At 72.9% G+C, this 12232-nt stretch carries 14 protein-coding genes and 1 pseudogene; 6 read left to right on the top strand and 9 right to left on the bottom strand.

What is annotated here, in order from left to right; all coding sequences use genetic code 11:
* Nucleotides 1-104 precede the first annotated feature (104 nt).
* The 3 genes and pseudogenes from ACZ52R_RS21430 (at nt 105) to ACZ52R_RS21420 (ending at nt 2210) form a co-directional block, all read left to right on the top strand.
* A complete protein-coding gene (locus tag ACZ52R_RS21430; protein ID WP_465618324.1) occupies nt 105-749 on the top strand; it encodes a TIGR03085 family metal-binding protein in 645 nt (214 codons plus the stop codon).
* A gap of 245 nt (nt 750-994) precedes the next feature.
* A pseudogene (locus ACZ52R_RS21425) lies at nt 995-1225 on the top strand (LuxR C-terminal-related transcriptional regulator); the annotation flags it as partial.
* 205 nt (nt 1226-1430) lie between these two features.
* Nucleotides 1431-2210 carry a VOC family protein gene (locus tag ACZ52R_RS21420; protein WP_465618322.1) on the top strand — a complete coding sequence of 260 codons (780 nt, stop codon included), beginning with the start codon at nt 1431-1433 and terminating at the stop codon, nt 2208-2210.
* Nucleotides 2211-2353: 143 nt separating this feature from the next.
* On the opposite strand, the gene hisF is transcribed toward ACZ52R_RS21420, so the two are convergent.
* From hisF to hisD, 8 genes are all read right to left on the bottom strand, one after another.
* The gene (gene hisF / locus ACZ52R_RS21415) at nt 2354-3124 is read right to left on the bottom strand and encodes an imidazole glycerol phosphate synthase subunit HisF (RefSeq protein WP_360505455.1); all 771 of its coding nucleotides are present in this window, start codon (nt 3122-3124) and stop codon (nt 2354-2356) included.
* The gene (locus ACZ52R_RS21410; RefSeq protein ID WP_465753889.1) at nt 3121-3597 is read right to left on the bottom strand and encodes a RidA family protein; all 477 of its coding nucleotides are present in this window, start codon (nt 3595-3597) and stop codon (nt 3121-3123) included. The genes hisF and ACZ52R_RS21410 overlap by 4 nt, the downstream gene beginning before the upstream one ends.
* Complete coding sequence (priA, locus tag ACZ52R_RS21405) at nt 3594-4319, bottom strand: bifunctional 1-(5-phosphoribosyl)-5-((5-phosphoribosylamino)methylideneamino)imidazole-4-carboxamide isomerase/phosphoribosylanthranilate isomerase PriA (protein ID WP_360505475.1); 726 nt, start codon at nt 4317-4319, stop codon at nt 3594-3596. Before priA ends, ACZ52R_RS21410 begins: the two co-directional genes overlap by 4 nt.
* 95 nt (nt 4320-4414) lie before the next feature.
* The gene (gene hisH / locus ACZ52R_RS21400) at nt 4415-5050 is read right to left on the bottom strand and encodes an imidazole glycerol phosphate synthase subunit HisH (RefSeq protein ID WP_465618318.1); all 636 of its coding nucleotides are present in this window, start codon (nt 5048-5050) and stop codon (nt 4415-4417) included.
* 76 nt (nt 5051-5126) lie between these two features.
* The gene (locus ACZ52R_RS21395; RefSeq protein WP_360505449.1) at nt 5127-5279 is read right to left on the bottom strand and encodes a hypothetical protein; all 153 of its coding nucleotides are present in this window, start codon (nt 5277-5279) and stop codon (nt 5127-5129) included.
* Nucleotides 5276-5869, bottom strand: coding sequence for an imidazoleglycerol-phosphate dehydratase HisB (hisB, locus tag ACZ52R_RS21390; RefSeq protein WP_360505447.1), 594 nt, complete (start codon nt 5867-5869; stop codon nt 5276-5278). The genes ACZ52R_RS21395 and hisB overlap by 4 nt, the downstream gene beginning before the upstream one ends.
* Nucleotides 5870-5874: 5 nt before the next feature.
* Nucleotides 5875-7026 (bottom strand): histidinol-phosphate transaminase, encoded by a 1152-nt coding sequence (locus tag ACZ52R_RS21385; protein WP_465618315.1) that lies wholly within the window; start codon nt 7024-7026, stop codon nt 5875-5877.
* Nucleotides 7023-8330: a histidinol dehydrogenase gene (gene hisD / locus ACZ52R_RS21380; protein WP_360505444.1), complete on the bottom strand. Its 1308-nt coding sequence runs from the start codon at nt 8328-8330 to the stop codon at nt 7023-7025. The genes ACZ52R_RS21385 and hisD overlap by 4 nt, the downstream gene beginning before the upstream one ends.
* A 90-nt stretch (nt 8331-8420) precedes the next feature.
* Between hisD and ACZ52R_RS21375 the strand changes: the two genes are divergently transcribed.
* Genes ACZ52R_RS21375 through ybaK form a run of 3 tightly spaced genes read left to right on the top strand, consistent with a single transcriptional unit; the run spans nt 8421 to nt 11313 of the window.
* Entirely contained in the window at nt 8421-10001 is a 1581-nt protein-coding gene (locus tag ACZ52R_RS21375) for an oxidoreductase (RefSeq protein ID WP_465753888.1), read from the top strand.
* A gap of 50 nt (nt 10002-10051) precedes the next feature.
* Complete coding sequence (locus tag ACZ52R_RS21370) at nt 10052-10780, top strand: LON peptidase substrate-binding domain-containing protein (RefSeq protein WP_360505440.1); 729 nt, start codon at nt 10052-10054, stop codon at nt 10778-10780.
* A 38-nt stretch (nt 10781-10818) separates the two neighbouring features.
* The gene (gene ybaK, locus ACZ52R_RS21365; RefSeq protein WP_465618312.1) at nt 10819-11313 is read left to right on the top strand and encodes a Cys-tRNA(Pro) deacylase; all 495 of its coding nucleotides are present in this window, start codon (nt 10819-10821) and stop codon (nt 11311-11313) included.
* Nucleotides 11314-11460: 147 nt separating this feature from the next.
* On the opposite strand, the gene ACZ52R_RS21360 is transcribed toward ybaK, so the two are convergent.
* The gene (locus tag ACZ52R_RS21360) at nt 11461-12189 is read right to left on the bottom strand and encodes a hypothetical protein (protein ID WP_465618310.1); all 729 of its coding nucleotides are present in this window, start codon (nt 12187-12189) and stop codon (nt 11461-11463) included.
* Nucleotides 12190-12232: the final 43 nt, after the last annotated feature.

The raw sequence follows: 12232 nt of genomic DNA, 5'->3' as shown, positions 1-12232 counted from the left end.
CCCCTCGGCGCGCCGAGGGGGCATCTCCGTTGGAAGCCGGGGAGCAGCCGAGGCGGGGGGTGGCTCCGGGTGGGCCGGGTGTGTGCAACCCCTAGGCTTTCAGCATGTCGAACCATGCGCTTGCCGAGCGCCACCGTCTCGCTCAACTCCTCACCGCTGCCGGGCCGGAGGCCCCCACGCTCTGCGGGGGGTGGACCACCCGGGACCTCGCTGCCCATCTGGTGATCCGGGAGCGCCGTGCCGATGCGGCGGCCGGTATCCGGGTGGGTGCGCTGGCCGGGTGGACGCAGCGGGTGCAGGACGACTACGCCGCGCGACCGTACGAGGAGTTGGTGCGGCTGTTCCGGGGCGGGCCGCCGGTGTTCTCGCTGTTCGCCCTGCCCGGCGCGGATGAGGCGGCGAACACCATCGAGTACTTCGTGCACGCCGAGGACGTCCTGCGTGCCGGCGAGGACTGGACGGCGCAGCCCGTCCCGCCGGGGCGCGCCGAGGCGCTCTGGCGCCGGCTTCCCCTGCTGGCCCGGCTGGAGGCCGGCCGCCGCTCTCCCGTCCGTCTCACTCTCGCCCGCCCGGACGGCCGGTCGCTGACCGTCGGCCCGGCCGGCGCTCCCACCGTCCACCTCACCGGCGAACCGGGCGAGCTGGTCCTGTTCGTCTACGGCCGTGGTGCCCGTACCACCCTGACCGTCGACGGCGCCCCGGACGCGGTCGAGGCCCTCCGGCACGTCCTGCCGCTGCCTGCGCCGTAGGACGCCCGCCCTTTGCGCATCGGGCCGGGGAGGGTGCCGGTGGAAGCGGCCGGCGCGGTGACGGTGCTGCCCCACAGCAACCTGTGGGGCAGCACCGTCACCGCAGATCACTCCCGCTACCGGGTCGGCGTCGTCCGTTCTCCGGTTACCAGCCGCCGGAGCCGATCTCGGTGCGGGAGCTCAGGCCGCTGCCGGTGCCCTTGTAGAGGTAGAGCTTTCCGGTCTGGCCCGGGTCGGAGGCCACCGCCGTGCCGCTCGGCGCCGACCGGCCCACCCATCACGACACCGGCCTCACCCCGGCCGAACGCGACCTGCTCCGGCTGCTCGGCACGGGCCTGACCGACGAGGCCGCCGGCAAGCGGCTCGGCATCTCGGTGCGCACCGTGCGTCGCCAGATGTCCGCCCTCATGGAGCGGCTCGACGCCGCCAGCCGCTTCGAGGCCGGTCTCAAGGCGGCGCAGCGCGGCTGGCTGTGAGCGGCCGGCACGGGGCTGCTGCGGGGCCACGCACGGCGTAGCCGTCCACGACGAATCCCCAGGTCAGCCGTGTCCGAGCTGCGGATGTCCATGCCCGGGTGCAGACTCGCAGGTGGCCGGGGCGGGGGCGTGCTCGCGCCCGACGGAACCTTCCCGGCCACTCCCGGCCACTCCCGGTCACTCTGCGTCGAAGGGGCACCACTCCATGCTCACCACCGACTTCCCCACCGGCTCCCCCTGCTGGATCGACCTCGGCAGCCCGGACATCCCCGCCACCGCCGAGTTCTACCGGAAGGTCTTCGGCTGGACGTTCCAGGAGGTCCCCGAGGCCGGTGGTTACGGCTTCTTCCAGCTGAACGGCAAGACCGTCGGCGCCCTCGGCAACCTCGACGAGGGGGCGCGGTCCGCCTGGACGACGTACTTCCGCACCGAGGACGTGGACGCCACGGTGAAGGCCGCCGAGCAGGCCGGTGCCACCGTCCGCGTGCCGCCGATGGACGTCATGCAGGAGGGCCGGTTCGCGGCGCTCACCGATCCGCAGGGCGCCGAGTTCTCCGTCTGGCAGGCCGGCAACACCAAGGGTCTGGGCATCGTCTCCGAGGACGACGCGCTGGTCTGGTCGGAGCTGCACACCTCCGGCCCGGAGGTCGCTTTCGCCTTCTACGAGAAGCTGTTCGGCTGGCGGATGGAGAACTTCGAGCCGTCGCCGGGCATGGCCTACCGGGTGATCTCGACCTCCGAGGGCGACCAGCAGGCGACCAGCTTCGGCGGCATCGCCCCGACGATGTCCCCGGAGCAGCCCTCCGCCTGGACGCCGTACTTCGCGGCCGCCGACGTGGACGCGGTGATCGCGAAGGCGACGGCGGCCGGCGCCTCGGTGCTGATGGCGGCCTCGGACGTGGAGAACGTCGGCCGGCTGGCCTGGCTGGCGGATCCGAACGGCGCCCCGTTCGCGCTGATCCACGGCGAGCCGCGGGAGTCCTGAGTCGCGGCCGTACCTGAGTCGCGGACCCTAGTCGCGGCCGTACCTGAGTCGCGACGGGACCCGAGTCGCGGCAGGAGTCCTGGGACACGTGAGGGCCCGCCGGTGCGCACCAGCACCGGCGGGCCCTCATCCGCACGAAACGGTCACCGCACCGGGTGCCCGGCCTCCCGCAGCGCGCCCTTGACCTCGCCGATCCGCAGGTCCCCGAAGTGGAACACGCTGGCGGCCAGCACCGCGTCCGCGCCCGCGTCCACGGCCGGCGCGAAGTCGGCGAGCTTGCCGGCCCCGCCGGAGGCGATCACCGGCACGGAGACGGCCTTGCGCACGGCCCGGATCAGTTCCAGGTCGTAGCCGTCCTTGGTGCCGTCCGCGTCCATCGAGTTGAGCAGGATCTCCCCGGCGCCCAGTTCGGCGGCGCGGCCCGCCCATTCGACGGCGTCCAGGCCGGTGCCCTGGCGTCCGCCGTGCGTGGTGACCTCGAAGCCGGACGGCGTCTCGGTGCCTTCCGGGCAGCGCCGGGCGTCCACCGAGAGCACCAGCACCTGCCGCCCGAACCGCTGGGCGATCTCCCGGACCAGTTCCGGCCGGGCGATGGCGGCGGTGTTGACGCCCACCTTGTCGGCGCCGGCCCGCAGCAGCTTGTCGACGTCCTCGACGGCGCGGATGCCACCGCCGACGGTGAGCGGGATGAAGACCTGCTCGGCGGTGCGGCGGACCACGTCGTAGGTGGTCTCCCGGTCGCCGGAGGAGGCGGTGATGTCAAGGAAGGTGAGCTCGTCGGCGCCCTCGGCGTCGTAGAGCTTGGCCATCTCGACCGGGTCGCCGGCGTCGCGCAGGTTCTGGAAGTTGACGCCCTTGACCACCCGCCCGGCGTCCACGTCCAGACAGGGGATGACTCGTACGGCGAGGGTCACGGCTGATTGCCTTCCAGGGTCTTTGCCAGCCCGGAGCGGTACGCGTCGAGCTCGATCTCGACCATCATCCGGGAGTCGATCAGTCCCTCGACCACCACCATGGTGGCCACCGGGCGTGCGGCGTCGAAGAGTTCGTGGTGGGCGCGGCCCACTTCGTCGGCGTCGCGGACGTGGGTGATGTACATCCGGGTGCGGACCACGTCGTCCGCGGTCAGACCGTACGCGGCCAGGGCCGTGAGCCCGACGCCGAACGCGGCGAGGGTCTGCCGGTACGGGTCGCCCTCGTGCTCGATCCGGCCGTCCACCCAGGCGGTGGTGCCGGCCACGTGCACGTGGTCGCCCGCGGCGACGGCCCGGGAGTAGCCGAACTCGTCCTCCCAGGGGGAGAATCCGCGGACTCGGCCCCGCACGACCTCGCCCCGCACGACCTCGCCCCGCACGACCTCGCCACGTACGATCCGACCATCGGTCATCCTGAAACCGCCTCCAGGGCCTCTTCGAGGGTGAACTTCTGCTCGTAGAGTGCCTTGCCCACGATGGCGCCCTCGACACCCTCGCCGACGAGCGTGGCGATGGCGCGCAGGTCGTCCAGCGAGGAGACGCCGCCGGAGGCGACCACCGGGCGGTCGGTGGCGGCGCAGACGTCGCGCAGCAGCTGCAGGTTGGGGCCGGTCAGGGTGCCGTCGCGGTTGACGTCGGTGACGACGTAGCGGGCGCAGCCCTCCTGGTCGAGGCGCTCGAGCACCTCGAAGAGCTGGCCGCCGTCGCGGGTCCAGCCGCGGCCGCGCAGGGTGGTGCCGACCACGTCCAGGCCGACGGCGATCTTGTCGCCGTGCTCGGCGATGGCCTTGGCGACCCATGCGGGGGCTTCCAGGGCGGCGGTGCCGAGGTTGACCCGGGTGCAGCCGGTGGCGAGGGCGCGGGCGAGCGACTCGTCGTCCCGGATACCGCCGGACAGTTCGACCTTGATGTCCAGCTGCCCGGTGACCTCGCGCAGCAGCTCGTAGTTGGAGCCGGTGCCGAAAGCGGCGTCGAGGTCGACCAGGTGCAGCCACTCGGCGCCGGCGTTCTGCCAGGCGAGGGCGGCGGCCAGCGGCTCGCCGAAGGAGGTCTCGGTGCCGGAGGCGCCCTTGACCAGGCGGACGGCCTGGCCGTCGCGGACGTCGACGGCGGGAAGCAGTTCGAGGCGGCTCAGGCCCCCGCTCTCGCTCCGCTCAGCGGTGGCATCGCCGGGCACAGCCTCGACGGCTCGCTCACTTCGTTCGCTCATCAGATACAACTTTCAGCTCGTCAGAGGGTGTTGACCCAGTTGGTCAGCAGGGCGGCGCCGGCGTCACCGGACTTCTCGGGGTGGAACTGGGTGGCCCACAGCGGGCCGTTCTCGATGGCCGCGACGAACGGCTGCCCGTGCGTGGCCCAGGTGACCAGCGGCGGGTTGATCCGCGCGCTGTGGGTCTCCAGCTCCCAGCGCCGCACCCCGTAGGAGTGCACGAAGTAGAAGCGGGTCTGCGGGTCGAGGCCGGCGAACATCCGGCTGCCCTCGGGGACGTCCACGGTGTTCCAGCCCATGTGCGGGACGACCGGGGCCTCCAGCGGTTCGACGGTGCCCGGCCACTCGTCGCAGCCGGCCGTCTCGACGCCGTGCTCGACGCCCTTCTCGAAGAGGATCTGCATGCCCACGCAGATGCCCATGACCGGGCGGCCCCCGGCGAGGCGGCGGTCGATGATCCAGTCCCCGCGGACCGACTTCAGCCCGCGCATGCAGGCCTCGAAGGCGCCGACACCGGGGACGAGCAGGCCGTCCGCGGCCATCGCGGTGTCGTAGTCGGAGCTGACCGTGACGTTCGCCCCGGTCCGCTCCAGGGCGCGCTGCGCGGAGCGGAGGTTGCCGGAGCCGTAGTCGAGGACGACGACGTTCTTGCCCATGTTCAGGTGTCCAGTCTTTCTAGGGCAGGTCTGGCAGGTCGGGCCAGGTCTGACACGTCTGGCAGGTCGGGCGGGGCTACAGGCGCATGACGCCGGCGGCCAGGCACATCCCCGCGCCCAGCCCCAGCACGAGGATGACGCCCTTCGGCAGCTTCTGCTTCCAGAAGGAGATCACTCCGCCGGCCAGGAAGAGGCCGACGAAGATCAGAGCCAACGCGGAATTGCTCACAGCGCACCCTTGGTCGACGGGAGGATGCCGGCCGCGCGCGAGTCGCGCTCGGCGGCGTAGCGCAGCGCCCGGGCCAGCGCCTTGAACTGGCACTCCACGATGTGGTGGGCGTTGCGCCCGTACGGCACGTGGACGTGCAGCGCGATCTGCGCCTGGGCCACGAAGGACTCCAGGATGTGCCGGGTCATCGTGGTGTCGTAGCTGCCGATCATCGGCGCCATGCCCTCGGGCTCGGTGTGCACCAGGTAGGGCCGGCCGGAGAGGTCCACGGTGACCTGGGCGAGCGACTCGTCCAACGGCACCGTGCAGTTGCCGAAGCGGTAGATGCCGACCTTGTCGCCGAGCGCCTGCTTGAAGGCGGCGCCGAGCGCGAGGGCGGTGTCCTCGATGGTGTGGTGGGTGTCGATGTGCAGGTCGCCGTCGGTCTTGACGGTGAGGTCGAACAGGCCGTGCCGGCCGAGCTGGTCGAGCATGTGGTCGTAGAAGCCGACGCCCGTGGAGATGTCGGTCTTGCCGGTGCCGTCGAGGTCTATCTCGACCAGGACGGAGGTCTCCTTGGTGGTGCGCTCGACGCGTCCGATGCGGGACATGGGGGTTACAGCTCCTGACTGGCAGCGCGCGCGGAGCGTGCTCGATCAAGGGTGGGGGTGGGAGACGGGAGGGCGGTGCGGACGGCGTCCAGGAAGGCGTCGTTCTCGGCGGGGGTGCCGGCGGTGACGCGCAGCCACCCGGGCACGCCGTTGTCGCGGACCAGGACGCCCTGGTCGAGGATGGCCTGCCAGACGGCGTGGGTGTCGGCGAAGCGGCCGAACTGGACGAAGTTGGCGTCCGAGTCGGTCACCTCCAGGCCCATCGCCCGCAGCGCGTCGACCAGCCGGTCGCGCTGCTCCTTGAGCCGGCCGACGTACCCGAGCAGGGTGTCGGTGTGCTCCAGGCAGGCCAGCGCGGTGGCCTGGGTGACGGCGGACAGGTGGTACGGCAGGCGGACCAGCTGGACGGCGTCGACGACCGCCCGGTCGGCGGCCAGGTAGCCCAGGCGCAGCCCGGCCGCGCCGAAGGCCTTGGACATGGTGCGGGTGACCACCAGGTTGGGGCGGCCCTCGATCAGCGAGAGCAGCGAGGCGCGGTGCGAGAACTCGACGTACGCCTCGTCCACGACGACCAGGCTGGGCCGGGCGGCCTGCGCGGCCTCGTACAGCCGCAGCACGGTGTCGGCTTCGACGGCGGTGCCGGTCGGGTTGTTCGGCGAGCAGATGAAGACCACGTTGGGCCGGTGCTCGGCGATCGCGGCGAGCGCGGCGTGGAGGTCGATGGTGAAGTCGTCGTTGCGCGGGCCGGAGATCCAGGCGGTGCCGGTGCCCCGGGAGATCAGCGCGTGCATCGAGTACGAGGGCTCGAAGCCGAGTGCGCTGCGGCCGGGGCCGCCGAAGGCCTGCAGCAGCTGCTGGAGGACCTCGTTGGAGCCGTTGGCGGCCCACACCTGCTCGCGCACGACCGGGAAGCCGGTGGTCCGCCCGAGGTACCCGGCGAGGCCCTCGCGCAGCTCGACCGCGTCCCGGTCGGGGTAGCGGTTGAGGTTGCGGGCGGCCTCGGCGACGCGCTCGGCGATCCGGGCCACCAGCTCCTCGGGCAGCCGGTACGGGTTCTCGTTGGTGTTCAGCTGGACGGGTACGTCCAACTGCGGTGCGCCGTACGGGGACTGGCCGCGCAGCTCGTCCCGGATCGGAAGATCGTCAATAGCGGTCACGAGCCCGGCACCGTCCAGTCGAATCGAGCCTTGATGGCGTCCCCGTGCCCGGGGAGGTCCTCGGCGTTCGCCAGGGTGACCACGTGCGCGGCGACGTCCGCCAGCGCGTCGCGGTCGTACTCGACCACCTGGACGCCGCGCAGGAAGGTCTGCACCGACAGCCCGGAGGAGTGGCAGGCGCAGCCGCCGGTGGGCAGCACGTGGTTGGAGCCGGCCGCGTAGTCGCCCAGCGAGACCGGGGTCCAGCGGCCGATGAAGATCGCGCCCGCGTTGACGACCCGGGCGGCCACCGCGTGCGGGTCGCGGGTCTGGATCTCCAGGTGCTCGGCCGCGTACGCGTTGACGACGGCGAGGCCCTGGGTGAGGTCGTCGACCAGGATGATGCCGGACTGCTTGCCGCCCAGCGCCTCGGCGACGCGCTCGCTGTGCTTGGTCTTGGCGACCTGCACGGTCAGTTCGGCCTCGACGGCGTCGGCCAGCGCCGGGGAGTCGGTGACCAGCACCGAGCCGGAGGTGGGGCCGTGCTCGGCCTGGCTGATCAGGTCGGCGGCGACGTCGGAGGGCAGCGCGCTGTCGTCGGCGAGGACGGCGATCTCGGTCGGTCCGGCCTCGGAGTCGATGCCGATCCGGCCGGCGAAGTAGCGCTTGGCGGCGGCCACGTAGATGTTGCCCGGGCCGGTGACCATGTTCACCGGCTCGCACTCCTCGGTGCCGAGGGCGAACATCGCGACGGCCTGGGCGCCGCCGACGGAGTAGACCTCGTCGACGCCGAGCAGCGCGCAGGCCGCCAGGATCGTCGGGTGGACGCGGCCGCCGAAGGCCTTCTGCGGCGGGGAGGTGACCGCGATGCCCCGGACGCCCGCTTCCTGGGCCGGCACCACGTTCATCACCACGGAGGACGGGTAGACCGCGAGCCCGCCGGGCACGTACAGGCCGACCCGCTCGACCGGCACCCAGCGCTGGGTGACCGTGCCGCCCGGCACCACCTGGGTGGTGTGCCCGGTGCGGCGCTGGTCGGCGTGCACGGCGCGGGCCCGGCGGATCGACTCCTCCAGCGCGGCGCGTACCTGCGGGTCCAGCGTCTCCAGGGCCTCGGTCAGCTGCTCGGCCGGGACCCGGGTGGACTCCAGGCGGACGCCGTCGAAGCGCTCGGTGATCTCGATCAGCGCCGCGACCCCGCGATGGTGGACGTCCTCGGCGATCGGTCGCACCTTCTCCAGGGCGGCCGCGACGTCGAAGTCGGCACGGGGCAGCAGGTCACGCGGGTCGTCGAGCGAGCCGCGGAGGTCGATTCGAGAGATCACGCCACCCAGTGTAAGGAGTGGCCGGAACCGCTGGTCCCGCATTTCAGTCCGTGATACGAAAGGCGAGACGACCGGGGGACGGGGGAAACCATGGTGGAGCGCGCTCCAGAGGGCTGGACCGATACCGAGCGGCAGCTCTGGGAGGCCTACCACCAGGGGGAGATCCTCGACCTCCGCAGTGGCGGAGCCGACACCGACGACCCCTTCGGCGACGCCGTCTGGGACGCTCGGCGCACCGTCCGCGCCGAGGTGCTCGCCCACCTGCTGCTGGTCGGTCCGGAGCCCGCGCCCGGGCGCGTCGCCTCGCTGCGCCTCAGCGGCGCGCTGGTCACGGGCGCGCTCAACCTGGCCGGCGCCGCCATCGGCCACTACGTCGAGCTGCACGACTGCCGCTTCGAGCACAAGATCCTCATCTCCGAGGCGGCGGTGTCCACGCTGCGCTTCGTGAACTGCCTGATCCCCCGCATGGAGGCCTCCCGGCTCTCCACCACCGGCGACCTCCACCTCGCCCGCTGCCGCCTCCCCGACGGCATCCGGCTCACCGACGCCAGGATCGGCACCGACCTGCTGCTCAACCAGGCCGTCGTCGGCGGCGACCGCTACGGCCGCGCTGTCTCCGCCGACGGGATCAGCGTCAACCAGGACTTCGAGGCCGAACGCCTGCACACCCAGGGCGAGTTGAGCATACGAACCGCCCGGATAGGCGGCCGGCTCTCGCTGCGCGGCGCCCAGCTGCACGCCGACCGGCAGCACAACAACACCTGCCTCAACGCCGTCCGGGTCACCGTCGGCCACACCCTCTACCTGACCGGCTCCGCCGACCGCGGCTGGGCGGGCTCCCGCGGCTACTACGGGTCCGGCTACGGCGCGAACCCGCCGCCCGACGGCCCCGTCACCCCCTTCCGCGCCTTCGGCCGGGTCCGGCTGTCCGACAGCCGCTTCGACGGCGCCTGCCTGATCTCCGGCGAATTCCACCTGGAGGGTGACGACGAACTCTCCCTGCGCCGCATCCACACCCCCGAGCTCCGCTTCACCTGCAAGTTCCGCCCCACCGGCACGGTCTCGCTCTCCCGCGCCCGGGTCGGCAACCTGGTCGACATCCCCGAGGCCTGGCCGCTCGGCAAGCACCTGGGCCTGACCGGCTTCGTCTACGAGAACCTGCGCCCGCTGAGGGCCTTCGGCATCCAGGAGCGGATCGAGTGGCTGGAGGGCTCCTCGGTCGAGTTCCAGCCGGAGTCCTACGAGCAGCTGGCCGCCGCCCTGCGCCGCGACGGGGCCGACGACGACGCCCGCGAGGTGCTGTACGCCAAGCAGCGCCGGCGCCGCCGGACCCTGCCGCTGCCCGCCCGGGTCTGGGGCGCCGTCCAGGACGCCACCGTCGGCTACGGCTACCGCCCCGGCAGGGCGGGCCTGTGGCTGCTGCTCGCCTGGGTCCTCGGCAGCCTCTGGTTCGCCACCCACCCGCTGGAGCCGCTCAAGGCCGACGAACGGCCGCACTGGAACCCGGTGCTCTACACCCTCAACCAGCTGCTGCCGATCGTCGATCTCAACCAGGGCGGCTGGAACCCGGGCGGCCTCGCCCAGTGGATCTCCGCCGCACTCGTGGTCATCGGCTGGCTGCTCGCCTCCACCGTCGTCGCGGGCGCCACCCGGATGCTTCAGCGCGGGTGAGCCCTCAACCGCGCGACAAGGCCCCCGTCCGGGGAACTACGCTGTCCGCCGTGACAGAACGGCTTCCGCTCTTCCCGCTGAACACCGTGCTCTACCCGGGCCTGGTGCTGCCCCTGAACGTCTTCGAGGAGCGCTACCGCCGTCTCGTCGCCGACCTGCTCGAACAGCCCGAGGACGCCCCCCGGCGCTTCGGCGTGCTCGCGATCAAGGACGGCCGCGAGGTCGCCCCGGTCCGGCCCGAGGAAGGCCCGGCCGGACCGCTCGACGGCCTCGGCACGTTCACCGGGGACCCGCTCGAGGCGGTCTTCCCGGTCGGCTGCGTCGCCGACGTCGCCTCCGCCGAGCACCAGCCCGACGGCCGCTACGAGCTCCTGGTCACCGGCACCACCCGGTTCCGGCTCCGCTCGGTGGACGTCTCCGGTCCGTACCTGACCGGCGAGATCGAGCCGATCGAGGAACGCCCCGGCGAGGGCTCCGGCGCGCTGGCCGCCGAGGTCGAGCGGGCCTTCCGGGTCTACCAGAAGCGCCTCGCCGGCGCCCGCGAGGCCAGCACCGTCGGCCGCCAGGACCTCCCCGACGACCCGCAGGTGCTCTCCTACCTGGTCGCCGCCGCCTCGGTGTTCGAGACCCCGGTCAAGCAGCAGCTGCTCGCCTGCCCGGACACCGCCCAGCGCCTGCGCACCGAACTCGACCTGCTGCGCCGCGAGACCGCCGTCCTCACCTGGCTGCCCTCGCTGCCCGCCGTCGACCTCACCCGCCAGTCCTTCAGCCCCAACTGACCCAGGAACCAGAAACCCAGGAGCCCAGGACCCCTCGCATGGCCAAGAAGACCAAGAAGGGCGGCCAGGGCACCCCGGCCACCGTCGCCCTGGAATCCGCCGCCGTCCCGTTCACCGTGCACGCCTACGACCACGACCCCGCCGCCGCCTCCTACGGCGGCGAGGCGGCGGAGGTCCTCGGCGTGGCCGCCGAGCGCGTCTTCAAGACCCTGGTGGCCGACGTGGACGGCACCCTCACCGTCGGCGTGGTCCCCGTCGCCGGCCAGCTCGACCTCAAGGCCCTGGCCTCGGCCGTCGGCGGCAAGCGCGCCACCATGGCCGACCCCGCGGCCGCCGAACGCAGCAGCGGCTACGTCCTCGGCGGCATCTCCCCGCTGGGCCAGCGCCGCCCCCTGCGCACCGTCGTCGACGCCAGCGCCCTCACCCACCCCACCGTCTACGTCTCGGCGGGCCGCCGGGGCCTGGAGGTGGAACTCGCCCCCGCCGACCTCATCGCCCTCACCCGGGCCCTCACCGCCCCCATCGCCCGCTGAGCCCGCTGAGCCCGCTGAGCCCGCGCCCACCGAGCCCCCACCGGAAACGCCGCAGGGCGGAAGGCCGCGGCCCGTCCCCGGACCACCGCCCCTCCGCCCTGCCACCACACCGCGAACCTCGGACCTCGGACCTCGGACCGCCGAACCTCAGCCCCGGTCCTCCGGCCCCACCGGAAGCGTGGGCGGAGCCGCCGGGGGAGCGACCGGCGCCCCCCAGTACGGCGGCGGGTCCTCCTCCCGCTTGCCGAACGCCGCCGACAGCGCGAGCAGCACCACCATCGCCGTCATCGGCCACACCAGCAGCGCGCCCATCGCCCCCAGGTCGATGTTCGCGTCGAAGTGCCCGCCGTTCCCGACCCGCCGGGCCTCGCCGATCAGGTCCTTGGTCGGCCCGAGCCACCGGCCGATCCGCCAGGCCCCCAGTGCCCCGAGCAGTCCGCCGACGGTCAGCCCCAGCGCGACCGCGATGCCGCCGCCGCGTCGCCGGGTGACCAGGAAGGCGCCGAGCGCGGTCAGGATGCCGGCGCCCAAGGCGATGATCACGAACACCGCGTCGGCCCCGGCCCGCTGCTCGCCCTCGGGGTCCACGTAGAGGATCCGGTCGCCGTCCACGACCAGCGGCACCTTCGGTGCCAGCCACGCCCACAGGGCGGCCATCACTAGCCCGGCCACCAGGCAGGCGACGACGACCCCTGCCCAGACCCGTACCTCCGGCAGCAGCCGCTGCACCAGCGAAGGCCCGTGAGCGTCGGACGCGACGGGCGCAAGCCCCTGCGGGGGCGCGTACGGGTCGGGCACGGCGTCGGGCACGGCGTCTTCCGGCGCCGCCTGCACATCGGTGTGGGCGGGATCCGGAGGTGTGTTCGGTACGGTCACAGGCCCCATCGTTTCACGCCGCCCCTCGGAACGACCCCACCAC

It is taken from the genome of Kitasatospora sp. NPDC034023 (assembly GCF_055575795.1).
The sequence above is the reverse complement of the archived record's forward strand: the minus strand, read 5'-3'. Positions and strand labels throughout refer to the sequence as shown.